The 26,656-nt window shown below is 69.3% G+C and carries 27 protein-coding genes; 24 read left to right on the forward strand and 3 right to left on the reverse strand.

The window, feature by feature from the left end:
* The first annotated feature begins 50 nt into the window (after positions 1–50).
* The 12 genes from GGR24_RS11430 (at position 51) to GGR24_RS11485 (ending at position 12,063) form a co-directional block, all read left to right on the forward strand.
* On the forward strand, positions 51–2,351 hold the full coding sequence (locus GGR24_RS11430) for a xanthine dehydrogenase family protein molybdopterin-binding subunit (protein ID WP_183395685.1): 2,301 nt from the start codon (positions 51–53) through the stop codon (positions 2,349–2,351).
* Complete coding sequence (locus GGR24_RS11435; protein WP_183395485.1) at positions 2,348–3,211, forward strand: FAD binding domain-containing protein; 864 nt, start codon at positions 2,348–2,350, stop codon at positions 3,209–3,211. The genes GGR24_RS11430 and GGR24_RS11435 overlap by 4 nt, the downstream gene beginning before the upstream one ends.
* Positions 3,208–4,422: a xanthine dehydrogenase family Fe-S subunit gene (locus tag GGR24_RS11440; RefSeq protein WP_183395486.1), complete on the forward strand. Its 1,215-nt coding sequence runs from the start codon at positions 3,208–3,210 to the stop codon at positions 4,420–4,422. The genes GGR24_RS11435 and GGR24_RS11440 overlap by 4 nt, the downstream gene beginning before the upstream one ends.
* Before the next feature lie 29 nt (positions 4,423–4,451).
* Entirely contained in the window at positions 4,452–5,606 is a 1,155-nt protein-coding gene (locus tag GGR24_RS11445; RefSeq protein ID WP_183395487.1) for an ABC transporter substrate-binding protein, read from the forward strand.
* A gap of 25 nt (positions 5,607–5,631) precedes the next feature.
* Complete coding sequence (locus GGR24_RS11450; protein WP_183395488.1) at positions 5,632–6,504, forward strand: ABC transporter permease subunit; 873 nt, start codon at positions 5,632–5,634, stop codon at positions 6,502–6,504.
* Entirely contained in the window at positions 6,501–7,538 is a 1,038-nt protein-coding gene (locus GGR24_RS11455; protein WP_183395489.1) for a branched-chain amino acid ABC transporter permease, read from the forward strand. The genes GGR24_RS11450 and GGR24_RS11455 overlap by 4 nt, the downstream gene beginning before the upstream one ends.
* Positions 7,535–8,350, forward strand: coding sequence for an ABC transporter ATP-binding protein (locus tag GGR24_RS11460; RefSeq protein ID WP_183395490.1), 816 nt, complete (start codon positions 7,535–7,537; stop codon positions 8,348–8,350). The genes GGR24_RS11455 and GGR24_RS11460 overlap by 4 nt, the downstream gene beginning before the upstream one ends.
* Complete coding sequence (locus tag GGR24_RS11465) at positions 8,343–9,047, forward strand: ABC transporter ATP-binding protein (RefSeq protein WP_183395491.1); 705 nt, start codon at positions 8,343–8,345, stop codon at positions 9,045–9,047. The genes GGR24_RS11460 and GGR24_RS11465 overlap by 8 nt, the downstream gene beginning before the upstream one ends.
* A 262-nt stretch (positions 9,048–9,309) precedes the next feature.
* Positions 9,310–10,053 carry an SDR family NAD(P)-dependent oxidoreductase gene (locus tag GGR24_RS11470; protein WP_183395492.1) on the forward strand — a complete coding sequence of 248 codons (744 nt, stop codon included), beginning with the start codon at positions 9,310–9,312 and terminating at the stop codon, positions 10,051–10,053.
* 60 nt (positions 10,054–10,113) lie between these two features.
* Positions 10,114–10,497: a nuclear transport factor 2 family protein gene (locus tag GGR24_RS11475; RefSeq protein ID WP_183395493.1), complete on the forward strand. Its 384-nt coding sequence runs from the start codon at positions 10,114–10,116 to the stop codon at positions 10,495–10,497.
* Between the two features lie 95 nt (positions 10,498–10,592).
* A complete protein-coding gene (locus GGR24_RS11480; protein WP_183395494.1) occupies positions 10,593–10,994 on the forward strand; it encodes a RidA family protein in 402 nt (133 codons plus the stop codon).
* Positions 10,995–11,046: 52 nt separating this feature from the next.
* Complete coding sequence (locus GGR24_RS11485) at positions 11,047–12,063, forward strand: LLM class flavin-dependent oxidoreductase (protein WP_183395495.1); 1,017 nt, start codon at positions 11,047–11,049, stop codon at positions 12,061–12,063.
* 21 nt (positions 12,064–12,084) lie between these two features.
* On the opposite strand, the gene GGR24_RS11490 is transcribed toward GGR24_RS11485, so the two are convergent.
* Positions 12,085–13,068: an alpha/beta fold hydrolase gene (locus GGR24_RS11490; protein WP_183395496.1), complete on the reverse strand. Its 984-nt coding sequence runs from the start codon at positions 13,066–13,068 to the stop codon at positions 12,085–12,087.
* Positions 13,069–13,172: 104 nt separating this feature from the next.
* Here GGR24_RS11490 and GGR24_RS11495 point away from each other — a divergent pair, with 104 nt between their 5' ends.
* The 12 genes from GGR24_RS11495 to GGR24_RS11550 all read left to right on the forward strand — a co-directional run bounded on the left by GGR24_RS11495 (position 13,173) and on the right by GGR24_RS11550 (position 24,749).
* On the forward strand, positions 13,173–14,090 hold the full coding sequence (locus tag GGR24_RS11495) for a LysR family transcriptional regulator (RefSeq protein WP_183395497.1): 918 nt from the start codon (positions 13,173–13,175) through the stop codon (positions 14,088–14,090).
* Between the two features lie 276 nt (positions 14,091–14,366).
* Positions 14,367–15,125, forward strand: a complete 759-nt coding sequence (locus GGR24_RS11500) for a GntR family transcriptional regulator (protein ID WP_246398330.1) — start codon at positions 14,367–14,369, stop codon at positions 15,123–15,125.
* Positions 15,126–15,130: 5 nt separating this feature from the next.
* The gene (locus GGR24_RS11505) at positions 15,131–15,877 is read left to right on the forward strand and encodes an ABC transporter ATP-binding protein (RefSeq protein ID WP_183395498.1); all 747 of its coding nucleotides are present in this window, start codon (positions 15,131–15,133) and stop codon (positions 15,875–15,877) included.
* A 2-nt stretch (positions 15,878–15,879) separates the two neighbouring features.
* Positions 15,880–16,725 (forward strand): ABC transporter permease, encoded by an 846-nt coding sequence (locus GGR24_RS11510; RefSeq protein ID WP_183395499.1) that lies wholly within the window; start codon positions 15,880–15,882, stop codon positions 16,723–16,725.
* 43 nt (positions 16,726–16,768) lie between these two features.
* Complete coding sequence (locus tag GGR24_RS11515; RefSeq protein WP_183395500.1) at positions 16,769–17,749, forward strand: MqnA/MqnD/SBP family protein; 981 nt, start codon at positions 16,769–16,771, stop codon at positions 17,747–17,749.
* 62 nt (positions 17,750–17,811) lie between these two features.
* Positions 17,812–18,828 (forward strand): zinc-binding dehydrogenase, encoded by a 1,017-nt coding sequence (locus GGR24_RS11520; protein WP_183395501.1) that lies wholly within the window; start codon positions 17,812–17,814, stop codon positions 18,826–18,828.
* Complete coding sequence (locus GGR24_RS11525) at positions 18,825–19,247, forward strand: hotdog fold thioesterase (protein WP_183395502.1); 423 nt, start codon at positions 18,825–18,827, stop codon at positions 19,245–19,247. Before GGR24_RS11520 ends, GGR24_RS11525 begins: the two co-directional genes overlap by 4 nt.
* Positions 19,244–20,029 carry a VOC family protein gene (locus GGR24_RS11530; protein WP_343066246.1) on the forward strand — a complete coding sequence of 262 codons (786 nt, stop codon included), beginning with the start codon at positions 19,244–19,246 and terminating at the stop codon, positions 20,027–20,029. The genes GGR24_RS11525 and GGR24_RS11530 overlap by 4 nt, the downstream gene beginning before the upstream one ends.
* Positions 20,026–21,510, forward strand: a complete 1,485-nt coding sequence (locus tag GGR24_RS11535; RefSeq protein WP_183395503.1) for a class I adenylate-forming enzyme family protein — start codon at positions 20,026–20,028, stop codon at positions 21,508–21,510. The genes GGR24_RS11530 and GGR24_RS11535 overlap by 4 nt, the downstream gene beginning before the upstream one ends.
* Positions 21,511–22,608 (forward strand): PLP-dependent cysteine synthase family protein, encoded by a 1,098-nt coding sequence (locus GGR24_RS11540; protein WP_183395504.1) that lies wholly within the window; start codon positions 21,511–21,513, stop codon positions 22,606–22,608.
* 11 nt (positions 22,609–22,619) lie between these two features.
* Positions 22,620–24,245, forward strand: a complete 1,626-nt coding sequence (locus tag GGR24_RS11545; protein ID WP_210286153.1) for a gamma-glutamyltransferase family protein — start codon at positions 22,620–22,622, stop codon at positions 24,243–24,245.
* A 36-nt stretch (positions 24,246–24,281) separates the two neighbouring features.
* On the forward strand, positions 24,282–24,749 hold the full coding sequence (locus GGR24_RS11550) for a RidA family protein (protein WP_183395505.1): 468 nt from the start codon (positions 24,282–24,284) through the stop codon (positions 24,747–24,749).
* Between the two features lie 64 nt (positions 24,750–24,813).
* On the opposite strand, the gene GGR24_RS11555 is transcribed toward GGR24_RS11550, so the two are convergent.
* A complete protein-coding gene (locus tag GGR24_RS11555; RefSeq protein ID WP_183395506.1) occupies positions 24,814–25,326 on the reverse strand; it encodes a flavin reductase in 513 nt (170 codons plus the stop codon).
* On the reverse strand, positions 25,323–26,651 hold the full coding sequence (locus GGR24_RS11560) for an LLM class flavin-dependent oxidoreductase (RefSeq protein WP_183395507.1): 1,329 nt from the start codon (positions 26,649–26,651) through the stop codon (positions 25,323–25,325). Before GGR24_RS11560 ends, GGR24_RS11555 begins: the two co-directional genes overlap by 4 nt.
* Positions 26,652–26,656: the final 5 nt, after the last annotated feature.

A 26,656-nucleotide genomic window follows, 5' to 3' on the forward strand; every position in this document is an offset into this window, starting at 1 on the left:
CAGGACAAGGGGTCGGCGCGCGGCTTCCCCGCAAGGAGGACGACCGCTTCATGCGCGGCCGCGGGCAGTATGTGGCGGATGTCAGGCTGCCCGGCATGCAGGACGTCGCCTTCGTCCGCAGCCCGCTCGCCCATGCGCGCATCAGGGGGATCTCCGTGCCTCCCGAACTGCGCGACCGCGTCTTCATCGCTTCCGACCTCGACGGCGTGAAGCCTATCCGCGCCGTGTCGGGGCTCGCCGGCTTCAAGCCCTCCGAGCAGCCGCCGCTGGCGCGCGACAAGGTCCGGCAGGTCGGCGAACTCGTCGCCATGTGCGTCGCGCCGACGCGCGCCGAAGCCGAGGACATCGCGGCGCTGGTCGAACTCGACCTCGAGGAGCTGCCTGCGGTCTACGACATGCGCCGCGCCCGCGACGAGAAGGCGTCGCTGGTGCACGAGGAGTGGGGCGACAACGTCTTCCTCGAGACGCTGGTCGACGTCGATATCGCCTCCGCCTTCGACGCCCCCATCAAGGTCTCGCGCACGATCTCGACGGCCCGCCAGTGCATGGCGCCGATCGAGGGCCGCGGCGTGGTCGTCCATCTCGATCGCAGGCTCGATCAGTTGACGGTGACGACCTCCTGCCAGATGCCGCACATCGTCCGGTCGGGCCTGTCGGAATGCCTCGGGATCGCCGAGGAGCGCATCCGGGTCGTCTCGCCCGATGTCGGCGGCGGCTTCGGCTATAAGGGCATTCTGCTCGCCGAGGAGGTCTGCCTCGGCTGGCTGGCGCTGCGCTGCGGCCATCCGGTGCGCTGGATCGAGGACAGGCGCGAGCACCTCACGGCCAACGCCGACTGCCGGGAGCATCATTACGAGATCACCGTCTACGCCGAGCGCGACGGAACGATCCGTGGCGTCGATTGCGAGGCGATCGTCGATAGCGGCGCCTATTCGGCCTATCCGTTCTCGGCCTGTCTCGAAGCGGCCCAGGTCGCGAGCATCCTGCCCGGCCCGTATGACTTCCCGGCCTATCGCTGCCGCACCTGGTCGGTCGCGACCAACAAGCCGCCGATCCTGCCTTATCGCGGCGTCGCCCGAACCGGCGTCTGCTTCGCGATGGAGCTCGCCCTGGATGCCGTGGCGGCGGAAGCCGGCGTGACGCCGGAGCAGGTCCGGCTGAAGAACCTCGTGCGGCCCGACCAGATGCCGTTCGACAACATCACGAACAAGCACTTCGACAGCGGCGACTATCCGGAGGCGCTGACGCGCGCGCTTCGCATGATCGACGTCGACGGAGTGCGGGCGCGCCAGGCGGCGGGCGAGCCGGACGGGCGGCGGATCGGCTTCGGCCTCTCGATCTATTGCGAGCAGTCGGCCCACGGCACCTCCGTCTATTCCGGCTGGGGGATCCCCATGGTGCCGGGCCACGAGCAGGCCGGCGCGCGGCTGACGCCGGACGGCGGCCTGGAGCTTCGCATCGGGGCGCACTCCCACGGCCAGAGCCTCGAGACCACGCTGCCGCAGGTCGCCAACGAGATCCTCGGCATTCCGACCGATCGCATCCGCCTCGTCCATGGCGACACCGCGATGACGCCGTACTCCACCGGCGCGTGGGGCTCGCGCATGATGGTGATGACCGGCGGCGCCGTCGCGACGGCCTGCGAGGAGCTCGTCGAGAGGGCGATGGCGATCGGCGCCCATCTGCTGCAGGCCGACGTCTCCGACGTGCGCTTCGAGATGGGTCGCGTGGTCGGGCCGAACGGAGACGTCGCGCTCTCGGAGATCGCGCGGGTCTGGTATCGCCGCCCGCAGGATCTGCCGCTCGGCGCGCATGGCGGCGGCCTGGAGGTCACCGCCGGCTACAAGCCAAAGCGCGACAGCGGCACCTTCTCCTACGCCGCCCACGCGGTGGTCGTGGCCGTCGATTCCGAGATCGGGTCGATCGAGATCCTCGACTACGTCATCGTGGAGGACGGCGGCGTTCTGGTGAACCCGATGGTCGTGGACGGCCAGATCCTCGGCGGCCTCGCGCAGGGGATCGGCACCGCGCTGCTCGAGGAGATGCCGTACGACCAGGCGGGGCAGCCGCTCGCCTCAACGCTCGGCGACTACCTGCTCCCCGGCGCGGCCGAGGTTCCCGCGCCGCGCATCGGGCACATGGAGACCCCGTCGCCCTACACCCGCTTCGGCGTGAAGGGCATCGGCGAGGGCGGGGCCATCGCTCCCCCGGCGGCGCTTGCGAACGCCGTCAACGACGCGTTGCGCCCTCTCGGCGTCGAGATGCTGGTCTCGCCGGTGACGCCGGACCGCATCGTGGCGGCCGTGCTCGCCGCGCGCTCCAGCACTCTTCAGCGGAGGGACGCGGCGTGAAGGCTGCTCGCTTCGACCTCGTCCGTCCCCGCGACCTCGCCGAGGCGCTCGATCTGCTCGCCGCGCCTGCGGGCGTCGTGAAGGTGATGGCTGGCGGCCAGTCGCTCGGCCCGATGCTCAATCTGCGCCTCGTCGAGCCCGACCTCATCGTCGACATCAGCGCCGTCCCGGACCTCCGCCGCTTCGAGCGCGAAGGCGGGACGATCGTCATCGGCGCAGGCTGCACGCACGCCGACCTCGAGGATGGCCGCGCGCCCGACGTCGGCCGCGACATGCTCGCCCGCGTGGCGTCCGGCATCGCCTACCGCGCGGTGCGCAATCGCGGCACGGTCGGCGGCAGCCTCGCGCACGCCGATCCGGCGGCCGACTGGCCGACGGCGCTGCTCGCGCTTGGCGCGGAGATCGAACTGGCCTCGAAGGTGGGCCGGCGGCGCCTCCCGCTTGGAGAATTCCTCACCGGCGCGCTGTCGACGGCTCTCGCGCCCGGCGAACTCATTGTCGCCGTGCGCGTCGCGGCGGCGTCCGCCTCCGCGGGCTTCGGCTACGTCAAGCACGCACGCAAGGTCGGCGAGTTCGCTCACGCGCTCGGCGCGGCGGTGATCGATCCGGAGGCCGGCGCGGGCCACGCCGTGGTGGGCGCGCTCGACCGGGCGCCCATCGTGTTCGAGGACGCCGGCGTCCTGTTCGGCGGACGGGTGGGGCCGGACGCCCGGTCTTTCGACAGAACCGTCGCCGACGCGGCGCTGAAAGCCGCGGGCGTGGAGAACGAGGCGTCCCGCCACGTCCATGTCGAGATCCTTCGCCGGGCCCTCGTCCAGGCCTTCGAGAGAGCTCCGGCGCCAGCGAGGGCAGCGGCATGAACGCCCCCGTCCGAACGCCATCCGGCGCCGCGCTCGATCTCACCGTCAACGGGCGGGCCGTCTCGCGCGCCGTCGAGCCGCGCACCCACCTCGCGGACTTCCTGCGCGAGGAGCTGAACCTCACCGGCACGCATCTCGGCTGCGAGCATGGCGTCTGCGGCGCCTGCACCGTGCTGGTGGACGGCGAGCCGGCGCGCAGCTGCCTCACCTTCGCGGCGGTCTGCTCCGGCGCCTCCGTCACGACCATCGAGGGGCTCGACGACGACCAGCTGACCAGTGAACTCCGCGCCGCCTTCACCCGCGAGCACGCGCTGCAGTGCGGCTTCTGCACGCCGGGCATGCTGGTGGCCGCGCGTGACCTCGTCCTGCGCCTTCCGGAGCCGGACGAGCGCCGCATCCGCGTCGGCCTCGCGGGCAATCTCTGCCGCTGCACCGGCTATCTCGGCATCGTCCGGGCGATCCAGTCGGTGATCGAGGAGCGCCGCGCCCGCGGCGTCGCGCCGCTCCTCGTCGAGAGGTCGCTTGGGCCGGTCGGCGCGCATGTCGCGAGCGCGCCCGCGGCGGCCCCCACGCTGCGCGATGCCGCGCCCGCGGAGCGAACCTCGGCCGCTGTGGGCGTCTCGGAGTTCGTCCCGGCCCACACCTTCGAGCAGCGCTTCACCGTCGCCTTCCCGCCCGAGCAGGTCTTCGGCCTGTTCGGAGACGTCCGCGCCGTCGCGGACTGCCTGCCCGGCGCCTTCATCGAGGCGACGCCGTCGCCGGAGCGCGTCGAGGGCGGCATCCGGGTCAAGCTCGGCCCGATCACCGCCGCGTTCCGGGGCGCCGCCTCGGTCTCGCGAGACGAGGCCGAACGCGCGGGGCGGATTCTTGGCGCCGGCGCCGACGGCCGCTCCGGCGCGCAGGGCGAAATCCGCTACCGGGTGGCCGAAGGCGCGACGCCCGACGCCTCCGAGGTGATCCTGACCGTCGGCTACACGCTCAAGGGGCCGCTCGCCCAGTTCGGCCGGCCCGGGCTGGTGCGCGACGTCGCCGGGCGGCTGACCGCCGCGTTCGTCCGAAACCTCGAGGACCGCCTGGCGGGCCGCGCCCTCCCGCAGGACCGCGGCGCCCCGTCCGCCGGCCTCAATCCCATTCGCCTCGTGACCGGCCTTCTGCTCGGCCGGATCTCGTCCTGGTTCAAGCGCATCCGCCCCGGCGGAGCGTCCCGATGATTTCCCGCCCCTGATCCTAGGAGATCGCCATGCCGACCTATCGCATCGCATCGATCGCAGCCCTGGCCATGGCCCTTCTCGCGGGCCCCGCCGCCGCCGAAGACGCCATCAAGATCGGCGTCAACCAGCCCCTGACGGGGGCCTTCGCGGCCTCCGGCTCCTATGTGGTCAACGGCGCGAAGATCGCGGCCGACGAGATCAACGCCAAGGGCGGCGTGCTGGGCAAGAAGATCCAGCTCGTCGTCGAAGACAACAAGTCGAACCCGACCGAGGCGGCCGCGGTCGCCGAGAAGCTGATCACCAGCGACAAGACGCCGGTCATGATGGGGGCCTGGGGCTCCAGCCTGACGCTCGCGGTCCTGCCGAAGCTCGAGGAATACGAGATCCCGATGCTGGTCGAGACTTCGTCGTCCGGGAAGATCACGACGTCCGGCAATCCGTTCGTGTTCCGCATCTCGCCGCCGTCCGCGCTCGAGGCGGAAGCCTTCGCGCCGATGGTCGAGAAGCTCGGGGTGAAGAAGGTCGACTTTCTCGTCATCAACAATGACTGGGGCCGCGGCGCGGCGGTCGACTTCGGCAAGATGCTGAAGGGCAAAGGCGTCCAGGTCGGCCTGACCGAGACGATGGACGCGGGCGCGCAGGACATGAGCGCCCAGCTCGCCAAGATCAAAGGCACCGACTCCGACACGCTCATGATCACGGCCGCCGTCGACCAGCTGACGCTGGTCTTCAAGCAGATGGCCGCGATGGGCGTGAAGAAGCGGGTCGTGACCACCGGCGGTTCGCAGAACCCCGACCAGATCCTCGCCCAGGCGGGCTCGGCGGCCGACAAGACCATGCATCTCACGACCTTCCTGCCCTGGTCGCCGGAGAAGACGCCGGACCCGAAGGCCACCGCCTACTTCCTCGGCGAGTGGAAGAACCGCGGCTACCCCTTCGCCGGCTCGACGGAGAGCTTCCGCGGCTATGACGGCATCCGCACCATCGCGGCGGCGATCGAGAAGGCCGGCTCCACCGACCCCAAGGCGATCCAGAAGGCGTTCTGGGACGTCAGCTTCATCGGCCTCAATGGTCCGATCGCCTTCGTCAAGGCCGGGCCCGAGGGCAAGGAGAGCGGGCAGAGCAAGCCCGGCGTGTACCTGATCGAGATCGCCGACGGCGCGATCGGCGAGGTCAAGCTCTAAGGGGCGCCGCGAAGGGAGTCCGCCCGTGGACCAGTTTCTCCAGCATCTCGTCAACGCCATGGTTCTGGGCGGCGCCTACGCGCTGCTCGGGATCGGCCTGACGCTGATCTTCGGCATCATGAACGTCGTGAACTTCACCCACGGCGCGCTCTACACCTTCGGCGCCTACGCGATGTTCATCGCCTCCACGGCTCTGGGGCTCAACTTCTTCGTGGCGCTGCCCTTCTCGATCGTGGCCGGCCTCGCGCTCGGCGCCGCGATCGAGCTGACGCTGCTGCGGCCGCTCAGGGGCGCCGACATCGACACCACGATGCTGGTGATGATCGGCGCCGGAATCATTCTCCAGTCCGGCACGCTCTGGATCTTCGGCGGCGTCGCCAAGGCCATCCCGTCGCCCTTCCCGGACGCGCCGCTGACGCTCGGCTCGGTCTCGATCTCGTGGCTCAGGCTGTTCGTGCTGGTCGCGGCGGCGGCGCTGATCGCGCTCGCCTACGCGATGATCAACGGCACGCGGCTCGGCCGCGCGATGCGCGCGACGTTCCAGGACTCCGACGCCGCCGCGCTCATGGGGGTCAATGTGCGCTTCATCTACACCGCGACCTTCGCCCTCGGGTCGAGCCTCGCGGCCGCGGCCGGCGCCTTGCTCGGCCCGGTCTATGTGGTGTTTCCCCAGATGGGCGACCTCGCCGCCGTGAAGGCCTTCGCCATCGTCATTCTGGGCGGGCTCGGCTCCATCACCGGCGCGGCGCTGGGCGGCTTCATCCTCGCCCTCGCCGAGGAGTTCGGCGCCGGCTACGTGTCGTCCGGCTACCGCGACGCGATGGGCTTCCTGATCATCATCGCCGTGCTCTTGGCGAAACCCACGGGCCTGTTCGCCCGGGCGGAGCGCGTCGGATGACCCGCTATCTTCCGCCCGCCATCCTCGTCGTCCTGGCGCTGCTGCCGCTCGTGCTCAAGGACCCCTATCTCCTCAACGCCCTGATCACCGGCGGCATCTTCACGATCGGGGCCATCAGCCTGAATCTTCTGCTCGGCTACACCGGCCAGCTCAGCCTCGGCCACATCGCGTTCTTCGGCATCGGGGCCTACGCAAGCGCGCTCACGACGCTCGGCTTCGACATCGGAATCTTCGGCGACTTCCGCATCGTCCATGAGGGCTGGCACCCGTTCGCGGGCTTCATCGTCGCCATCCTGCTTTCGGGCGCCTGCGGCTATGTCGTCGGACGGCTCTCGTTCCGGGTCCGCGGCGCGTATTTCGTGATCGTCACGATCTGCTTCGCCGAAGTCGTGCGCCTGGTCGCGCTGAACTGGGTGGAACTCACGCAGGGGCCGCTCGCGCTCACCGCGATCCCGCAGATGAAGATCGGCTTTCCGGGCCTCGGCGAGATCACGCTGAGGACCAAGGCGCAGAACTACTATCTGATGCTCGCCGTGGCGGCGCTCGCCTATGTGGTCGTGGCGCGGCTGGTGAGTTCGCGCTTCGGCCGCGCGATGCGCGGGCTGAAGGAGAATGAGCAGCTCGCCATATCGGTCGGCGTCAACGCCACCCGCACGCTCACCGTCGCGGCCGCCATCTCGGCCGCGATCGCGGGCGCGGCGGGCAGCATCTACGCCCATTACTTCCGCATCATCGATCCCGACGTCTTCCTCTTCACCTACACGGTCACGATGGTGATCATGGTGGTGAGCGGCGGCAAGGGCGCCCTCGCGGGCCCCGTGATCGGCGGCCTGATCTTCGGGACGCTGCCGGTGGCGCTGCGGCCTTACATGGCCCCGGAAGCGCAGTGGATCGTCTACGGCGCGGTGCTGATCGCCATCCTGTTCCTCATGCCGCGCGGGATCGCGCCCTACCTCGACGACTGGTTCGCGTCGCGCCGGCGCGCGCCCGCGCGAGCGCCCGTCGCCCAGCCGCAACTGGAGGGCCAGCCATGAGCGCGAACGCCGCTCCGATCCTCTCCGTCGATCACGTCGGCGTGCGCTTCGGCGGGCTGGTCGCGATCGCGGACCTGCACTTCGACGTTCGCGAAGGCGAGATCCTGAGCCTCATCGGACCGAACGGCGCGGGCAAGACCACCGCGTTCAACGTGGTCACGGGCTTCCTCAAGCCGACCCAGGGCGAGGTCCGTCTGCGCGGGACGAGCCTGTCCGGCCTGTCGCCGAACCGCATCAACCGGCTCGGCCTCGCCCGCACCTTCCAGCGCACCAGCGTGTTTCCGAACGACACGGTGACCGACAACGTGCTGATCGGCCTGCACCGCGAGGACCGCGGCGCGAGCCTGCTCGAGGCGATCTTCAACCTGCCGCGCGAGCGCGCAGGCGAGGCCGCGCGCCGTGAGAAGGCGAGGGCGCTGATCGACTGGGTCGGCCTGTCCGCGCGCGCGAACGAACGCGCCGGCGCTCTCTCCTACGGCGAACAGCGCCTGGTCGGCGTCGCGCTCGCGCTCGCGACGGAGCCTTCCATGCTGCTGCTCGACGAGCCGGTGTCGGGCATGAACGCCTCCGAGACCCAGAACTTCGTGCGCCTGATCCGCTCGGTGCGCGACCGGGGCGTCACGATCCTGCTGGTCGAGCACGACATGCCGATGGTGATGGAGGTCTCCGACCGGATCGTGGCGCTGAACCACGGCAAGCTGATCGCCGACGGGACGCCGGACGAAATCCGAGCCGACCCGGCCGTGATCGAAGCCTATCTTGGCAAGAGCGCCGCCGCTCGCGAGGCCGAACGGGAGGCCGCCCATGCTTGAAATCCGCAACCTTGAATGCGGCTATGGGCCGGTGTCGGCGCTCAAGGGCGTCAGCCTCGACGTCGGGAAAGGCGAACTCGTCGCGCTCATCGGCGCCAACGGGGCCGGAAAGTCCACCACGCTTCGGGCGATCTCGGGGCTGGTGAAGGCGCGCGCCGGGACGATCCGCTTCGAGGGCCAGGACATCACGGGAGTGGATCCCGCGGAGGTGCTCGCCGCCGGCATCGCGCACTGTCCGGAAGGCCGCCGCGTGTTTCCCTATATGAGCGTCGCCGACAACCTCGCGATGGGCGCCTATCTCCGGAGGGATCCGATCCGCGTCCGTGAGGATTTCGACCGGGTCTACTCCGACTTCCCCCGGCTCGCCGAGCGGAGACGCCAGGCCGCCGGCACGCTCTCGGGCGGCGAGCAGCAGATGCTCGCGATCGGCCGGGCGCTGATGTCGCGTCCGAAGCTCGTGATGTTCGACGAGCCGTCGCTCGGTCTCGCCCCGAGAATCGTCGAGCAGACCCTCGGCATCATCAGCGGCATCCGCGACGCGGGGGCGACGGTGCTGCTCGTCGAGCAGAACGCCTTCGCGGCGCTCGAGATCTGCGACCACGCCTATCTGATCGAGACGGGTCGGGTGGTGAAGCGCGGCACGGGGGCCGATCTGCTGGCCGATCCGAATGTCCGCGAGGCCTATCTGGGCGGGTAGATCGAGGCGGTCGGCCAAGGGCTGACGCGCCGCCGCCGCTCCAGCCGATGGCCGAGCGGCTTGCGTCCGGGACCGCTCGTCTATGAGCCGGCCCGGCCGCTCCGCCGTTTCCTCATCGCGAATTATCGAGCCGGCTTTCATAACGGCCGGTATAATACGTTTGACAACACGCGCCAGAAAACGTACCGACCGGTATTATAACGGTTGGTACAAAATTCTGCGTGAGGCCGCACCTCGGCCCGCGCGTCTACAGGAGCGCACCATGTCGAATTCCCTCGAAGGCAAGATCGCGGTCGTGACCGGAGGCAGCACCGGGATCGGTCTCGGAATCGCCAAGCGCTTCGTCTCGGAGGGCGCCACGGTGGTGATCACCGGCCGCCGGCAGGCCGAACTCGACGCGGCGGTCGCCGAGATCGGGCCGAAGGCCTCCGCGTTCCGGGCCGACGTCGCTGTCCTCGCGGACCTCGACGCGCTTTACGCCGAGGTGGAAAGAACCCATGGCCGCATCGACGTGGTGGTGGCGAACGCCGGCGGGGGCAGCCTCGCGAAGCTCGGCGAGATCACCGAGGAGCATTTCGACAGCACGTTCGCGATCAACGTGAAGGGCGTTCTGTTCACCGTGCAGAAGGCCCTGCCGCTCATGCGGAACGGCGGCTCGGTCATCGTCACCGGTTCGACGACCTCGATCATGGGAACCGAGGCGTTCAGCGTCTACAGCGGGACCAAGGCCGCCATCCGGAACTTCGTGCGAAGCTGGATCCTCGACCTCAAGGGCCGGAACATCCGCGTGAACGTTCTGAGCCCCGGGCCGATCGACACGCCGGCTCTGCGCGGCGTCGCGGAGCAGGCGGAAGGGCTGATCGACTACCTCACCTCACAGGTCCCGCTCGGCCGCATCGGCGACGCCGACGAGACCGGCAAGGTTGCGGTCTTCCTCGCCTCGGACGCCTCCAGCTTCGTGAACGGCGCCGAGCTGTTCGTCGACGGGGGAATGGCCCAGGTCTGAGACGTCGCCTCGACGTCCGGCGATCGCTCCGGACCGCGAGAGCTTCAGCAGGGCCCGACGATGACCGACCTCGCGCAGAACAAGGCGAACGTGATCGCCTTCTACGAACTGATGTTCAACGAATGTCAGCCGCGCGAGGCGATCGAGCGCTACGCGGGCGATGCGTACATCCAGCACAACCCGCACGTGGCGACCGGCAAGGACGGCTTCATCGCCTACTTCGAGCGGATGGCGGCGGAGTGGCCGGGCAAGCGCGTCGAGGTGAAGCGCGCGGTCGCGGAGGGCGATCTGGCCGTGCTGCATTGCCTGCAGCGCTGGCCGGGCGATCACGACTATGCGGCCGTCGACATCTTTCGGCTCGACGGCCAGGGCAAGATCATCGAGCACTGGGACGTGCTCCAGATCCTGCCCGAAGCCTCCGCAAACCCGAACGGGATGTTTTGACCGGCCGGCGCCGCGCGTCCGCTCCTTCGACGTGTCGCGCGCCCGCGCCGCGCCGGTCGGAACGCCCCCTCAGAAAACTTCGACAGGAAAGCACGATGGAAAAGCCGGAATTCTTCGTCACGCCGGGTTACGGCGAGCGCCTGCGCGACCTGCTGCACTATTCGCAGGCGCTGAAGATCGGGAACCGCGTGGAGATATCGGGGCAGGGCGGCTGGGACGACGACCTGCAGATCCCCGAGGCGCTTGAGGACGAGATCGCCCAGGCGTTCCGCAATGTCGAGCGGACGCTCGCGACGGCGGGCGCGGATTGGCGGCACGTCGTCCACGTCAACTCCTACCATGTCGGCGGTCTTCCGCCGGAGGTGAACGAGACGATGAGCAGGCTCTATCGGCGCTATATGCCCGACCACGCGCCGATCTGGACGCAGACGGGCGTCGAGGCGCTCGGACTGCCGACGATGCGGATCGAGATCCGCGTGACGGCTATTCTCAGCTGACCGGCCCGAGGGCCGCCTTCGGCCCCCTGGACCGACGAAAGGGACGCAACGCATGAAGACGATCGGCTTCCTGTCCTTCGGCCACTGGTCGCCTTCCGCGCACTCGCAGACACGTTCGGCCGCCGACACGCTGCTTCAGTCGATTGACCTCGCAGTCGCGGCGGAGGAGCTCGGCGCCGACGGCGCCTATTTCCGCGTCCATCACTTCGCCAGGCAGCTCGCCTCGCCGTTTCCGCTGCTCGCGGCGGTCGGCGCCAGGACGAGCCGCATCGAGATCGGCACCGGCGTGATCGACATGCGCTACGAGAACCCGATGTACATGGCGGAGGATGCGGGCGCGGCGGACCTGATCGCGGGCGGCCGGCTGCAGCTCGGCATCAGCCGTGGGTCGCCCGAGCAGGTGATCGAGGGCTGGCGGCACTTCGGCTTCGCGCCCGCCGAAGGCGAGAGCGACGCCGACATGGGCCGCCGTCACGCCGAAGTCTTCCTCGACCTGCTGAGGGGAGAGGGCTTCGCCGAGCCGAACCCGCGCCCGATGTTCCCGAACCCGCCCGGATTGCTCCGCATCGAGCCGCATTCGCCCGGCCTTCGCGACCGCATCTGGTGGGGATCGGCCTCCAACGGCACCGCCGTCTGGGCCGCGAGGCAGGGCATGAATCTGCAGAGCTCCACCCTGAAGAAGGACGAGAGCGGCGAGCCGTTCCACGTGCAGCAGGCCAAGCAGATCCGGGCGTATCGCGACGCCTGGAAAGAGGCCGGCCATGCGCGCGCCCCGCGCGTCTCGGTCTCGCGCTCGATCTTCGCCCTCGTGGACGATCGCGACCGCGCCTATTTCGGCCGCGGCGACGGCGACGACCAGATCGGCGTCATCGACGACATGCGCGCGATCTTCGGCCGGTCCTATGCGGCCGAGCCCGACCGGCTCGTCGAGCAGCTGAAGGCGGATGAGGCCATCGCCGAGGCCGACACGCTGCTCCTGACGGTCCCGAACCAGCTGGGCGTCGCCTACAACGCCCATGTGATCGAGGCCATTCTGAAGCACGTGGCGCCGGCGCTCGGCTGGCGCTGACGTCTCCGTCGAGGCCGCGGCTCAGACGCCGTTGCGTTCGAGGAAGCTCCGCACCCTTCGGGCGATCTCCGCCGAATGCGTCTCGAGCGCGAAGTGGCCGGCGTCGATCAGGTGGATCTCGGCCTTCGGCAGGTCGCGCGCATAGGCCTTCGCCCCCGCGGGGATGAAGAACGCGTCGTTGCGGCCCCAGACCGCGAGCAGCGGCGGCTGATGCTTCCGGAAGTAAGCCTGGAAGTCCGGATAGAGCGCGACGTTGGTGCGATAGCTCAGGATCAGGTCGAGCTGGATCTCCTGCGCCTCGGGGCGGCGCATGTAATGCATGTCGAGCGTCATGCCGTCCGGCGAGACCCGGCCTTCGGGCGCGCCGTGCAGGTACTGGAAGCGGATCGCCTCGTCGGTCAGCGAGGCCCGGCAGGCTTCGCGGTTCTCAGGCGAAGGATCGCGCCAGTAGGCCTCCCAGGGTCCCCATTCGGCGCTGAAGCCTTCCGTATAGGCGTTGCCGTTCTGGCTGATGATCGCCGTGACGCGCTCGGGATGCGCCATGGCGAGGCGATACCCGGTCGGGGCGCCGTAATCGAACACGTAGAGGGCGTATCGGGTGAGCCCCATGGCCTCGACGAAGCCCTCGGTCACCTGCGCGAGAGCGTCGAAGCTGTAGTCGAACGAGGCCCTCGGCGGCGCGACCGTATTGCCGAAGCCGGCGAGGTCAGGAGCGATCACGCGGTAGCGGTCGGCGAGCTTCGGGATGAGGTCGCGGAACATGTGGCCCGCGGTCGGAAATCCATGCAGCAGCAGAAGCACGGGCGCGTCCGCGCGGCCGGCCTCGCGGTAGAACACCGTCACGTCGCCGACCTTGCGGGTCCCGAAGCGCAGCGCCGCTTCGTCCGTGGGTCCGGCGGGCGTCGGCGTCTTCTCGTCGGCCAGCGCCGCGGCGCCCGCAAGGCCGCCAAGGCCGATCCCGGCGATCACCGACCGCCGCTCAATAGCTGTTCGCATCGTCGTCATGGCGTCTCCTCCGGGTCCATGTCTCTCGGAGCCGGAAGCTATGAGTTGCAGGATCGCGGGATAAGCCGTCCAATCAGCAGTCTCTCATTTCAGGATCTGCAACGATGGACCGGCTTGAGGCCATGGCGATGTTCGTCGCGACCGTCGATCAGGGATCGCTCGCGGCGGCCGCGCGGACGTTCGCCTGCTCGCCCGCCAAGGTGACGCGGGCGCTGCAGATGCTGGAGGATCGGACCGGCGAGCGGCTGATCCACCGCAACGCGCGGCGGCTGCGCCTGACCGAGGCCGGCGAGCGGCGTCTGGCGGTCTACCGGACCGTGCTTGCGGAGCTCGAGGAGGTCGAAGGCGGGCGGTCAGGCGACCGGGTCGAGGGCGTGGTCGCCGTGACCGCGCCGGAGCTCTTCGGCCGGCTGCACGTCATGCCGGTCGTCGAGACCTTCCTGGCCAGACATCCGGCGGCGCGCGCCCGGGCGCTGCTGCTCAACCGGATGGTCGACCTGGTCGAGGAGGGCATGGACGTCGCGATCCGGCTCGCGCCGCTTCCGGATTCCGGGATCGTCGCCACGAAGCTCGGAGAGGTGCGGAAGCTTGTCTGCGCCGCGCCCGCCCACATCGCACAGGCAGGCGCGCCCGCGACGCCGGCCGAACTGCAGCGCCATGTCTGCATCGGCGAGGAAGAGGGCGACGCAGGGACGTTGTGGCGCTTCGCCGACCCCGGCGCGCGGCGCAGCGCGACGTTCTCGGTCAACATCCGGCCGCGCCTGGCGCTGAACTCGGCAGGCGCCTCGATCGACGCCGCGGTGCGCGGACACGGGATCTGCCGCGCGCTGTCCTATCAGGTCGCCGAGCATGTCTCTGCCGGCCGGCTTGTGACGCTGCTCGACGCGTTCGAGCCCGAGCCGCTGCCCGTCAGCCTCGTGTTCCACCCCGTGCCGCGGCGCAACGTGACGCTCCGCGCCTTCATCGACCACGCGGCGCCGCGCCTCCGGGAAGATCTCGCCGCCATCGCGCGTCGGATCTGACCGGCGCGACGGTCTGCTTGATCGGGGCGATTGGTTTGGCCCGTGCGGAGTCGTGATAGAGGGGCGGGGCGCTCAGCAGCCTAGCGCTCGTGCAGAATGCTGCTGAAGCGGGCGCCTGCGGCGCAGGGGAGGACGGCAGCTCCGCAAAAACGAAGTCTAGTCAGGCGCTTATCGGGAGCTCGGAGGAAATTTAGCCTTTGGTCGATGCGTAATGTTTCGGCTTGGGCCTCCCACTCTCTGTCCGTAAGCTGCTCACCGTAATGTTGTGGGGACCTTATGACACTGTTCAGGGCCAACGTCGGCTCCGACGCTTCGTCAGCGAAGATCGCGATGCACGAGACCACCTTACGCGGCAACCATGCCTACGACCTTCTGCGTCGCGAGATCGTGTCGTGCCGCATCATGCCGGGCGCGCGCTTCACCGAGCACGAGATGATGGAGCGCCTGCAGGTCGGAAAGGCGAGCCTTCGGATCGCCCTTCAGCGGCTCACCGAGGGCGGACTGGTGACGTCGATGCCGCGCCACGGCTACCGGGTGGCGCAGGTCACCGTGAAGGACGTGGACGAAGTGTTCGCGCTCCGCATGGTGCTGGAGCCGCTGGCGGCCCGGCTCGCCTCCGGACGGGTGAACCGAGCCCAGCTTGAGCGTCTGGAGAATGCGTGCCGCGGCAAGCTTCCGGGCGACGTCGGCAACCAGATCGACTTCTTCCTCGAGGCCAACCGGTCCTTCCACATGGCGATCGCCATGTCGTCGGGCAACGACCGCCTCTGCCGCGCGCTCTCCGGCCTGCTGGACGAGATGACCCGCCTCGTGGCCCTCGGCTTCGGCGTGCAGCGCGTACGGCCCAACATCGAGAACGATCACACGCTGATGATCAGACATCTTGTGGCGGGAGACGCCGACGCGGCCGAGGAGGTCGCGCGGCGGCACGTCGAAACGTTCCGCGATATGGTCATGGAGAAGGTCGTCGCGAGCCTCAAGGAGGCCGCCGCGATCGTTCCGGTCGGCGCTCCCGCCGTTGGTTGGAAAGGCTGATCCGGATGGCCTCCGTCAAGGTTCAGTGCGTCAGCAAGTGGTTCGAGCGCAGGGACGGCGAGAGCCTTCACGTCCTGCAGAACATCGATCTTGAGGCCCCCGAAAAGACGATCACGGCGATCGTGGGCGCTTCGGGCTGCGGCAAGTCCACGCTTCTCAACATCGTGGCGGGCCTCATCGAGCCCGATCGCGGCTGCCTGTTCCTGAACGGGGTCAAGGCGAGCGAGTTCAAGGACTGGCGCTCGATGACCTACATGTTCCAGGAGGATCGCCTGCTCCCCTGGCGCACCGCCGCCCAGAACGTCGCCTTCGGTCTCGAGGCCGCCGGCGTCGGACGGGCCGAGCGGAAGGAGCGCGTCGCCGAGACGCTCGAGCTCGTGGGGCTCTCGCAGTTCGCCGACGTTTTCCCGCACGAGCTTTCGGGCGGCATGCGCAGCCGCGTGGCGCTCGCCCGCAGCCTGGTGACCCGTCCCACTCTTCTGCTGATGGACGAGCCGTTCTCGAAGCTCGATCCCACCATCCGCGAACAGATGCACGCCGAGGTGCTGCGGATCGCCGAGCTGATGTCGATGACGATCCTGTTCGTCACCCACGACGTCGAGGAGGCTGTCGTGCTCGCGAGCAGGGTGGTGGTGCTGAACCCGCGTCCGGGCCGCGTCCGCGAGACCCGCACGATCGATCTTCCTTATCCCCGCGACCGCACCTCCGCGGAGGTCCAACAGGAGGCGCGCTCCCTGCGCGAGAGCCTTTGAGCATGCCGGTGCCCGCCGCGACGCCCCTTGTTGAAAAACGGCCGACTGACGGCCCCAAGACCAGCCACACCCAGGGCTCGCGTGAGAAGCGGCTCCGCCTCCTCTCCATGCGCGTCCTCCTGCTCCTGCTGCTGCTGGTCATCTGGCAGGTCGCCTCGCTCGGGACGGCGCCGTTCGTGCTGCCGAGCCCCGGGCGGGTGTTCGACGCCTGGTGGAGCCTCGTGGTCACCGCCGGTTTCTGGCGGGACTTCGGCATCACGTTCTGGCGCGTGCTGATGGGCTTCGCGCTCGCCGCCGCGATCGGCGTTCCGCTGGGCGTCCTGCTCGGCGCGAACGAGAAGCTCGGCGAGTTCTTCGACCCTGTGCTCACCGTCGTGAACACCGTGTCGTCGAGCATCTGGGCGATCTTCGCGCTGATCTGGTTCGGGCTGTCCGACTGGACCACGATCTTCGTGGTCTTCATGACGGCGATGCCGCTGATCCTGACCAATGTCTGGCAGGGCACCCGCACCGTGAACGCCGACTTCGTCGAACTGGCGCAGACCTTCCGCATGTCGCGCCTGCAGGTGATGCTCAAGATCTACCTGCCGACGATCCTGCCGCCGTTCTTCGCGGGCGCGCGTCTCGCGTTCGGGTTCGGCGCTCGCGTCAGCCTGGTGGCGGAGACCCTCGGCGCCTCGAGCGGCATCGGCTATCGGCTGCGCCAGGCGGCCGACCTCGTCCAGACCGATCAGGTGTTCGCATGGACCCTGACGCTGGTCGCGCTGATGATCGCGATCGAGTCCCTCGTCCTCAAGCCGCTCGAAAGCCGCCTCTTCGCCTGGAAGAAGAAGGCTGGCGGCCAGTGAACTCCTCACCCGTGTTCGGCAACGAAACTTTGGAGCAGCAGTCGTGAAGCGCATTGCAGTGTTCGCCGCCGCCTTCGCGGCCATTCTCGGGGCGGCCGCCCCGGCCCACGCCGAGAAAGTCCGCATCGGCTACTGGAGCTCGGGCGTCAGCCTCGGCTTCGGCGCGGTGCTCGAAAGCGGCAAGTTCATGGAGGCCGAGGGCCTCGAGGTCGAATACGTCAAGTTCCCGGACGTGAACGCGCCGACCAAGGCGATGGCGGCCGGCGCGATCGACTTCGCGATCGGCGCTCCGGCGGCGGCCTCCATGAGCGTGGCGGCCGACGGCCTGCCGATGTCGATCATGCTGGCGACGCAGATCGCCGAGCTCGACTTCGTGGTGCCGGAGGACAGCCCCATCAAGACGATGGAGGACCTGAAGGGCAAGAAGATCGGCGGTTCGCCGGCCGGCAGCGCGACGGCCGCGATCATGTCCGCGATCCTCGAGAAGAACTATGGCTTCAAGCCGGGCGACTTCACGCAGGTGCCCGGCAACGACCCGCGCCTCGCGCAGTTCCTCGTCCAGAAGGACATCGACGCCGCCTCGCTGCGCTCGGTCACGATCGCGCTCATCAAGGACGTGAAGCTGCGGAAGATCGGCTCGTTCCGCGACGAGTGGAAGAAGCTCTCGAAGGCCGAAGCCGCGCCCGTGCTCGGCGTGGGCCTGGTGCGCAACGAGTGGCTGAAGGCCAATCCGGAGGCGGCCGCCAAGATCGTCGCCGGCATGCGCAAGGCCTACGAGTTCGGCAAGGCCGACAAGGCGGCCGTCGCCAAGGCGCTCGTCCAGGCCGCCAACATGAAGGAAGACGACGCCAAGGCCTACGCGGCCCTCTGGGACGGCATCTACTCCGTCTCGATGGAGCCCGCCGATCTGGCGTCTCTGAAAACCGAGTTCGAGGTGTTCAAGTCCGTCGGCGCCGTGAAAGGCGAACTGCCGGACGCGGCCCTCGTGACTGCGCCCTACGAGGCGTCCAAGGCCATCAAGTGACGGCCGCCCGCACCTAGCCCCAACGACAAGCGCGCAAGCGCCGCAAAAGAGAAAGCATCGAAATGACTGCGACCATGAAGGCTTTGCTGCTGAAGCAGCACGGCGACGTCACGGATTTGACCGTCGTGGACGACTATCCGGTCCCGACGGCGGACGCCGGCCATGTTGTGATCCGCGTCGGAGCCTCCTCGTTCAACTATCACGACGTGTTCACCGTGAAGGGCATGCCGGGCATCAAGGTGCCGCTGCCGGTGATCATCGGCCTCGACATGGCCGGCGAGATCACCGAGCTCGGCGAGGGCGTCACGGGCTGGAAGGTCGGCGACCGCGTGCTCGTCAACCCGCTCTATCCCGGCAAGGGCCTGATGGGCGAAATGCTCGACGGCGGCATGGCGCAGTACTGCAAGGTCTCGGTCGGCCAGCTGATCCGCATGCCCGACAAGGTCAGCTTCGTGGACGCGGCCTCGCTCCCCGTCGCCTACGGCACCGCGCACCGCATGCTGGTCACGCACAAGACGGTGAAGGCCGGCGACAAGGTGCTGATCCTCGGCGCCTCGGGCGGCGTCGGAACGGGCTGCGTGATGCTCGCCAAGCAGCTCGGCTGCGAGGTCATCGCCTGCGCCGGCAGCCAGGACAAGATGGACCGGCTGAAGGAACTCGGCGCCGATCACGTGGTGAACTACCGCGAGACCGACTTCTCCAAATGGGCGATCGAGAAGTACGGCAAGCCGCAGCGTCGCACTTATGAGGGCGGCGTCGACGTCGTCATCAACTTCACCGGCGGCGACACCTGGGCGCCCTCGCTGAAATGCGTGAAGCGCGGCGGCTCGATCCTGGTCTGCGGCGCCACCGCCGGCCACGATCCCAAGGAAGACCTGCGCTACATCTGGAGCTTCGAGCTCAAGGTCATCGGCTCCAACTCCTTCTACGATGACGACCTCGCCGCGCTCATGGACATGATCCAGGAGGGCACGCTGAAGCCGGTGGTCGACAAGGAGCTCAGCCTCGAAGAGGCGGCCGAAGGCCTCCGGATGATCCGTGACCGCGAGGTCATGGGCAAGATCGTGGTGACGCCGTGAGCGAGGCCCCCGTGCTGACCGCCGCCGAGGTCGAGGAGAAGCTGCTGCGTGGGCCGTTCCACCAGTGGCTCGGGCTCAAGGTCGTCTCCGTCGGAGACGGCGAGATCGAGCTCAAGGCGACGTGGCGGCCCGAATGGGTCGTCAACGCCGAGCGCGGCTACGTCCATGGCGGCATCCTGGCGACGCTCGTTGATCTGACCGCCGACTGGGCGCTCGTCTCGAAGACCGGCCGCGGCGTGCCTACGGTCGACCTGCGGGTCGATTATCATCGCGCCGCCATGCAGGGCGACCTGACGGCGAAGGGCAAGTTGGTGAAGTTCGGCGGCACGCTTTCCGTCGCCGAGGCACAGATCCTCGACCAGGACGGACGCCTGCTCGCCAGCGGTCGCGGCGTCTACATGACGGCGCCCGCCAAGTGACCACGACGCTCGATCATGTCGTGGTCAATGCGCTGCGCGGCATGGACGCGGCGGCAGAAACCTTCGCGGCGCTCGGCTTCACGCTGACGCCGCTCGGCCGCCACTCGCTTGGCTCCATCAATCACCTGATGATGGCGCCGGGCGACTATCTCGAGCTTGTCGCGGTGCCGGAGACCGGCAAGCAGCGCCAGGAGGTGCTGGACAGCCCGTTCGGGCTCAGCGGCCTCGTGTTCAAGACCGACGACGCCGACGCCGCCTACCAGCGGCTGTCGGCGGCGGGCTTGTCTCCGACGGAGCCGGTCGCGTTCTCGCGGCCGGTCGAAATCGACGGGGAGGCGCGCGACGCGCGCTTCCGCACCGTGCGGGTGGCGGCGGAGCTGTTCCCCGCCGGCCGCGTCTATTTCTGCCAGCACCTCACGCCGGAGCTTGTCTGGCGTGAGGAGTGGCTCGAGCACCCCAACGGCTTCGCGGGCTTCGACCGCATCGAGGTCGCGTCGCCCGAGCCGGAGACCGCCGCCTCGCTCTACGCCGCGGCGGCCGACAGCGCGGTCGAGGCCGGGGATGGCCTCTGGCGCGTGTCGGTGGACGACTTCCACATCGACGTCGTTTCCGCCGAACGACCCCGCTTCACGAAGCTCGGCCTGACGTTCCGAGGGCTCGGCCGCCTGGAGCAGGCCGCGACGGGGCTGACGGGGGTGACATGGCGACGGACCGCGGCGGACGCCGCGCGCCTCGACATCGCGTCGCTCGAGCTCAGCCTCGAATGCCGGAGCATCGCATGATCACCGCTTCCAATCTCGGCGACATCCTCAGCCCGAGCGTCGATCCCGAGAAGATCGCGATCATCGGGGTCGACGCCGGGCAGTCCGAGACGATCCTGACCTATGGCGGGCTCGCGGCGCGCGCCCACGCCTTCGCGCGCGGCCTCGTCCGGCGCGGCCTGAAGCGCGGCGACCGGGTCGCGATCGTGGCGGCGAACCGGCCCGACTACATCGCTCTGATGCTCGGCGCGATGCAGGCGGGGATCGTGCCGGCGCCGGTCAACTTCAAGTTCCCCAAGGCGACCATCGAGCATGTGATCTCCGACAGCGGCGCGCGCGCCGTGTTCTGCGACCCGGCGCGGCGCGACCAGGTCGCGGACGGGGTCGAGGCGATCGACTTCGACGGCCCTGGGATCGCCGAATGGCTGGACGCCGGGGCGTTCACGCCGGTGGTCCCGGAGGAGCGCGAGCCTGCGCTCACCCTCTACACCTCCGGCTCGACCGGCCGGCCCAAGGGCGTGCTGCTCAGCCACGCCGCGCATCTGTGGGTCGTCAGGACGCGCATGGCCGACAACGACCTGTCTGACGACCGGGTGCTGATCGCGGCGCCGCTCTACCACATGAACGCGCTCGCCAACGCGCTGCTGGCGCTTGCGAGCGGCGCCACGGTGGTGCTGCTGCCGCAGTTTCAGGCGCGCTCCTTCATCGGCGCGATCGCGCGCCACCGCTGCACCTGGGCGACCGCGGTGCCGCCGATGATCGCGATGATGCTGCGCGAGAAGGAGGCGCTGGCGGACGCCGACCTCTCCAGCGTCCGCGTCGTCCGGATGGGCTCCGCGCCGGTCAACGACACGCTGAGCGGCCAGATCCGCGAGCTGCTGCCGAACGCCCGCATCATCAACGCCTACGGCACCACGGAAGGCGGCCCGGTGGTGTTCTTCAGCACGGGCGACGAGCCGACCGGCTCGGTCGGCAAGCCTCATCCGGGCGTCGAGCTGCGGCTGGTCGGCGAGGAGGCGCCCGACAAGGGCGTGCTCCAGATGAAGAGCCCGGCCATCATGCTCGGCTATCACAACCGGCCGGACGTCCGTTCGCCGATCACCGACGACGGCTTCTACGACACCGGGGACGTGTTCCGCCGCGACGAGGACGGCTTCTACTACTTCGTCGGCCGCACAGACGACATGTTCGTCTCCGGCGGCGAGAACATCTTCCCCGGCGAGGTCGAGGCGGTGCTGGAGACGCACCCGGAGGTGCTGCAGGCGAGCGTCGTGCCGGTCGACGACGACATCAAGGGGCAGAAGCCGGTCGCCTTCATCGTCCGGAAGCCCGGATCGACCGTCGACGAGCAGGCCATCAAGGCCTTCGCGCTCGAGAACGCTCCGGCGTACCAGCACCCGCGCCGGGTCTGGTTCCTGGACCAGATGCTGCTCGCCTCGACCAACAAGATCGACCGGGCGGCGCTGCGGGCGCGCGCCGAGGCGGAACTGAAAGCTTCCTGAATGCTTGCGCTGAAAGAGAGAGAAGGACGGTCGGCGACCGCCGATGCCGATCGGCGCGCCTGGGTGTCCCGGGCGATCTTCAAGATCGAGGCCGACGTCAACCGCTCGGCCGACACGCATCTCATCCGCGTCGAGCTCCCCCGCACGCCGGGCATCGCGCTCTACGTGAAGGACGAGTCGAGCCACCCGACCGGGAGCCTCAAGCACCGGCTCGCGCGCTCGCTGTTCCTCTACGCGCTGTGCAACGGCTGGATCGGGCCGGACACCACCATCGTGGAGTCCTCGAGCGGCTCCACCGCGATCTCCGAGGCCTATTTCGCGAAGCTGCTCGGGCTGCGGTTCATGGCCGTGATGCCGCGCCGGACGGCGCGCGAGAAGATCGCCGCGATCGAGTTCCACGGCGGTCAGGCGCATCTCGTCGACCATCCCGACGTCTCCGGCGAGGCCGAGCGGCTGGCCGCGGAGATCGGCGGCCACTTCATGGATCAGTTCACCTACGCCGAGCGGGCGACCGACTGGCGCGGCAACAACAACATCGCCGAGTCGATGTTCGCCCAGCTTGAGCTCGAAGCCCGCCCGACCCCGGACTGGGTGGTGTGCGGCGCGGGCACCGGCGGCACGTCGGCCACGATCGGCCGCTACATCCGCTACCGGAAGTTCGAAACCTCGCTGTGCGTCGCCGATCCGGAGTGTTCGGTGTTCCACCGGCACTACGCCGAGCGCTCGGTTCGCCGGGTGGACCGGTGCGAGAGCGTGATCGAGGGGATCGGCCGCGCCAGGGTCGAGCCGTCCTTCGTGCCCGAACTGGTCGACCGCATGATCGCCGTGCCGGACGCCGCCTCGATCGCCGCCGCGCGGGTGGCGAGCTCGCTGCTCGGGCGTTCCTGCGGCGGTTCGACCGGAACCAACATCTGGGCCTGCATGCAGCTCATCGAGGAGATGAAGGCGGCGGGCCGGGAGGGCGCGATCGTGACGCTGCTCTGTGACAGCGGCGAGCGCTACCGCTCGACGATTTTCAACGACGCCTGGCTTGTCGAGCGCGGGTTCGATCTGGCAGGTCCGCTGGCGCGGCTCGACGCCGTGTTCGGCGGGGCGTGAGGAGGGATTCGATGACGCAGAGCTTCGACTGGACGGCCGGTTACCCCTCGCGCCGCATGCCCGTGTTCGGGCGCAACGTCGTCTCGACCTCGCACCCGCTGGGCGCGCAGGCGGGCCTGCAGACGATCTGGCGCGGCGGCAACGCGGTCGACGCGGCGATCGCCTCCGCCGCCGTCATGGCGCTGGTCGAGCCGTGCTCGAACGGCCTCGGCTCCGACGCCTATTGCATCCTGTGGGACGGCGAGAAGCTGCACGGTCTCAACGGCTCGGGCGGCTCGCCCGCCACGTGGACGCCGGACTATTTCGCGCGCAAGTACGGCGAGGGCCAGGCGCGCCCGCCGATGCGCGGTTGGGACAGCGTGACGGTTCCGGGCGCGGTCGGCGCCTGGGTGGCGCTGCATGACCGCTTCGGCAAGCTGCCCTTCGCGGACGTGCTCGCGCCTGCGATCGAGCTCGCCGAGCGCGGCTATCTCTGCCCGACCGTCGTCCAGGGCAAATGGGCGGCGGCCGCCGCCGTGCCGGAGATCACCCGCCAGCCGGGCTTCGCCGAGATGTTCCTGCCGCGCGGCCGCGCGCCGGAGGTCGGCGAGCTGGTGACGCTGCCGGGCGCGGCCCGCATGCTGCGCGCCATCGCCGAGACGAACGGCGCGGCGCTCTATGGCGGCGAGATCGCCGAGGCCATGGAGGCGCATTCCCGCGCCAATGGCGGCTCCATGACGGCGAAGGACCTCGCGGGCTTCAAGGCGCAGTGGGTCGAGCCGATCGAGAAGAACTACCGCGGCTACACGGTCCACGAGATCCCGCCGAACGGGCAGGGGATCGCGGCGCTGATCGCGCTCGGCATCCTCGAGAACTTCGACCTGAAGGGGCTGAGCGCCGACGGCGTCGACGCCACGCATCTCCAGATCGAGGCCATGAAGCTCGCCTTCGCCGACACCTATGCGCATGTGGCGGATCTCGAGCATATGCGGGTGACGCCCGCCCAGTTGCTCGACGATTCCTACCTGGCCGAGGCCGCCAGGCTGATCGACCCGAGCCGCGCCCAGGCGTTCGCGGCGCGGAACCCGGTCCGGGGCGGCACCATCTATCTCACCGCCGCCGATGAGAACGGCATGATGGTGAGCTTCATCCAGTCGAACTTCATGGGCTTCGGCTCGGGCGTCTGCCTGCCGGAATGGGGGCTCTCGCTGCAGAACCGCGGCCACGGCTTCCACCTCGACGCGGCGAGCCCGAACGTCGTCGCGCCCGGCAAACGGCCGTTCCAGACGATCATTCCGGGCTTCCTGACCAGGGATGGCCAGCCGGTGATGAGCTTCGGCGTCATGGGCGGCAACATGCAGCCGCAGGGTCACCTGCAGACGCTGGTGCGGATGATCGACTTCGACCAGAACCCGCAGGCGGCCTGCGACGCGCCGCGCTGGCGCTTCAACGCCGGCCTCGACATCAACGTCGAGGCGAACATGGCGGGCGAGACCGTCGACGGGCTGGTCGGCCGCGGCCACGAGATCAGCGTGATCAACGACAGCTACCAGGATTTCGGCGCCGGCCAGTTCATCTGGCGGATGGGCGATCCGTCGGTCGAGGGCTACGTCGCCGCGAGCGACCCGCGCCGCGACGGCTACGCGGCCGTCGGCTGAACCCTTTCACAAGCACAAACACGAGGAGAACGGCTGATGGCCGGAGAAGTCGAAGCGCGGCTCAGCGAGCTTGGAATCACGCTGCCGGAGCCGGTCGCGGCGGCGGCGAACTACGTTCCGGCGGTCCGCTCCGGGAACATGCTCTATATCTCGGGCCAGCTCCCGATCGGCCCGGGCGGCGTCACGCTGACCGGCACGCTCGGCGCCGGCGTCTCGGTCGAGGACGCCCAGAAGGCGGCCCAGCTCTGCGCCATCAACGTGATGGCGCAGGCCCGCGCGGCGCTCGGCGACCTCGACAAGGTGGCGCGCGTCGTGAAGCTGGTCGGCTTCGTCGCCTCGACGCCCGATTTCGGCGACCAGCCGAAGGTCGTCAACGGCGCCTCGGACCTGATGGTCGCGGCGTTCGGCGAGAAGGGCCGCCACGCCCGTTCGGCGGTCGGCGTCGCGGCGCTGCCCTTCGGCGCGGCGGTCGAGGTCGAAGCGATCATCGAGATCGCGTCGTAACACGCAAGTTCCTCCCGCTGAGGCGGCGCGCGCCTCAGCGGGAGGTCTCAGTGCGAGGCGCGCGCTAGAGCGCCTTCAGGCCGTGGAAGCCGGCTTCGAAATAGGCGAGCGGCGCTGCGTCGCCTGCGCTCGCGGCCACCACGCGGCCGATGAAGATCGCGTGGCTTCCCACTTCGTGTCGGTCCTCGACCAGACATTCGAGATGCGCCGCGCAGCCTTCCAGCAGCGGGCAGTCCCGCACGCCGGGCCGGTGCGGCGCGGCGTCGAAGCTTTTGGGCTCCGATCCGGCGAAATAGCTCGCGACCTCCTGCTGCGATTCCGAGAGGAAGTTGAGCGCGAAGGCGCCGCCGCGGCGGATCAGGCCATAGGACTGGCTGCTCCGGTTGACGACGATCAGCACCGTCGGCGGATCGGCGGTGACGCTCGCGACCGCGGTCGCCGTCATGCCGTTCGCCACGCCCCCGCTGCTGCTGGTGACCACGACCACGCCGGCGGCGTGCCGGCGCATCGTGGCCCGGAACGCGGCGGCGGAGACGCCCGCGGGGGCGGCTCCGTTGAGCGCGGCGGCGCCGCTCACGGCCGCCCCGCGCCGTTCAGACGGTCGCGCAGCGAGCCGGCGCCGTAGCTGCTCCTCAGCCGGCCGCGCTTCTGCAGGATCGGCGTGACCCTGTCGACGAAGTCGTCGAAGGTGTCGGGCAGGAAGGCCGGCGAGATCACAAAGCCGTCGGCCGCGCCGCTGTCGACGATCGAGATCAGCTCCTCGGCGACGTCCTCGGCCGTGCCGGTGACGCGCGGGCACATCACGCCGCGGCCGTAGATGCGGCCCGCCTCCGCGATCGTGGTCGAGCCGTCGCCCGCGATGGAGCGCAGCGCCGCGAGGTTGCCCTGGCTGCCGGTGTCGGCGATCTCGTTGACGGTCGCCTCGAGCGGCAGCGACGAGAAGTCGGCGTTGGCGTGCGCGGCGAGCGTCGAGAGCCCGACGCGGGGATCAACAAGGCTGTCATGCAGGTCGCGCTTGTCCTCGGCCTCGGCGCGGCTGTCGCCAATGAACGGCATCACGGCCATCATCACCTTGGCGGCGTCCGGCGCGCGGCCTTCCTTCTCGAGCGCGGCCGCGACGTCGGCCTTGAAGACGCCCATCCGGGTGAGGTTCGGCTGCAGGGCGAAGATCACCTCCGACCAGCGCGCCGCGAAGGCCTTGCCGCGGCCCGAGGAGCCGGCCTGGATGATCAGCGGCCGCCCCTGCGGGCTGCGCGGGATGTTGAGCGGCCCGCGCGACTGGAACCAGCGGCCCTTGTGGTTGGCGTAACGCACCTTGGCGGGGTCGGCGTAGATCCCGGCGGCGCGGTCGAGCACCAGCGCGTCGGGCTCCCAGCTGTCCCAGAGCTTGAAGGCGAGCTCCATGAACTCGTCGGCCCGGTCGTAGCGCTCGTCATGGCTGAGGTGCTGCGCGACGCCGAAATTGAGCGCCTCGCCGTCGTTCATCGAGGTCACGACGTTCCAGGCCGCCCGGCCGCCCGAGATGTGGTCGAGCGTCGCGAACTCGCGAGCGAGATTGTAGGGCGCGTCATAGGTCGTGGACCGCGTCGCCCCGAGGCCGAGATGTGAGGTCACGGCCGCCATCGCGCCGAGGATCGGCACCGGGTCCATCCGGGTGGCGTCCTGGTCGCCATGGCGGATGCCGATCTCGTGGCTGTCGCCGTAGCGGTCCGCGATGGCGAGCCGGTCGGCGAAGAACACGAAGTCGAACATGCCGCGCTCGAGCGTCCGGGCGATGCCGGCATAGTGCCCGAGCGTCAGGAACGGCGTCTCATGCGCCGGGTTGCGCCAGATCGCGTGGCTGTGCACCACGGGACCGGCGACGAGGAAACCACACAGGTGGATCTGCTTGTCCTGGCTCATCTTTT

It is taken from the genome of Hansschlegelia beijingensis (assembly GCF_014196425.1).
In the GTDB taxonomy this organism is placed as follows: domain Bacteria; phylum Pseudomonadota; class Alphaproteobacteria; order Rhizobiales; family Methylopilaceae; genus Methylopila; species Methylopila beijingensis.

Excerpts from the sequence above, each read along its gene's own strand:
- GGR24_RS11430 (WP_183395685.1), top strand. The coding sequence starts at position 51 with ATGCGCGGCCGCGGGCAGTATGTGGCGGATGTCAGGCTGCCCGGCATG.
- GGR24_RS11440 (WP_183395486.1), top strand. The coding sequence starts at position 3,208 with ATGAACGCCCCCGTCCGAACGCCATCCGGCGCCGCGCTCGATCTCACC.
- GGR24_RS11445 (WP_183395487.1), top strand. The coding sequence starts at position 4,452 with ATGCCGACCTATCGCATCGCATCGATCGCAGCCCTGGCCATGGCCCTT.
- GGR24_RS11455 (WP_183395489.1), top strand. The coding sequence starts at position 6,501 with ATGACCCGCTATCTTCCGCCCGCCATCCTCGTCGTCCTGGCGCTGCTG.
- GGR24_RS11460 (WP_183395490.1), top strand. The coding sequence starts at position 7,535 with ATGAGCGCGAACGCCGCTCCGATCCTCTCCGTCGATCACGTCGGCGTG.
- GGR24_RS11465 (WP_183395491.1), top strand. The coding sequence starts at position 8,343 with ATGCTTGAAATCCGCAACCTTGAATGCGGCTATGGGCCGGTGTCGGCG.
- GGR24_RS11470 (WP_183395492.1), top strand. The coding sequence starts at position 9,310 with ATGTCGAATTCCCTCGAAGGCAAGATCGCGGTCGTGACCGGAGGCAGC.
- GGR24_RS11475 (WP_183395493.1), top strand. The coding sequence starts at position 10,114 with ATGACCGACCTCGCGCAGAACAAGGCGAACGTGATCGCCTTCTACGAA.
- GGR24_RS11480 (WP_183395494.1), top strand. The coding sequence starts at position 10,593 with ATGGAAAAGCCGGAATTCTTCGTCACGCCGGGTTACGGCGAGCGCCTG.
- GGR24_RS11485 (WP_183395495.1), top strand. The coding sequence starts at position 11,047 with ATGAAGACGATCGGCTTCCTGTCCTTCGGCCACTGGTCGCCTTCCGCG.
- GGR24_RS11490 (WP_183395496.1), bottom strand. The coding sequence starts at position 13,068 with ATGACGACGATGCGAACAGCTATTGAGCGGCGGTCGGTGATCGCCGGG.
- GGR24_RS11495 (WP_183395497.1), top strand. The coding sequence starts at position 13,173 with ATGGACCGGCTTGAGGCCATGGCGATGTTCGTCGCGACCGTCGATCAG.
- GGR24_RS11500 (WP_246398330.1), top strand. The coding sequence starts at position 14,367 with ATGACACTGTTCAGGGCCAACGTCGGCTCCGACGCTTCGTCAGCGAAG.
- GGR24_RS11505 (WP_183395498.1), top strand. The coding sequence starts at position 15,131 with ATGGCCTCCGTCAAGGTTCAGTGCGTCAGCAAGTGGTTCGAGCGCAGG.
- GGR24_RS11510 (WP_183395499.1), top strand. The coding sequence starts at position 15,880 with ATGCCGGTGCCCGCCGCGACGCCCCTTGTTGAAAAACGGCCGACTGAC.
- GGR24_RS11520 (WP_183395501.1), top strand. The coding sequence starts at position 17,812 with ATGACTGCGACCATGAAGGCTTTGCTGCTGAAGCAGCACGGCGACGTC.
- GGR24_RS11535 (WP_183395503.1), top strand. The coding sequence starts at position 20,026 with ATGATCACCGCTTCCAATCTCGGCGACATCCTCAGCCCGAGCGTCGAT.
- GGR24_RS11540 (WP_183395504.1), top strand. The coding sequence starts at position 21,511 with ATGCTTGCGCTGAAAGAGAGAGAAGGACGGTCGGCGACCGCCGATGCC.
- GGR24_RS11545 (WP_210286153.1), top strand. The coding sequence starts at position 22,620 with ATGACGCAGAGCTTCGACTGGACGGCCGGTTACCCCTCGCGCCGCATG.
- GGR24_RS11550 (WP_183395505.1), top strand. The coding sequence starts at position 24,282 with ATGGCCGGAGAAGTCGAAGCGCGGCTCAGCGAGCTTGGAATCACGCTG.
- GGR24_RS11560 (WP_183395507.1), bottom strand. The coding sequence starts at position 26,651 with ATGAGCCAGGACAAGCAGATCCACCTGTGTGGTTTCCTCGTCGCCGGT.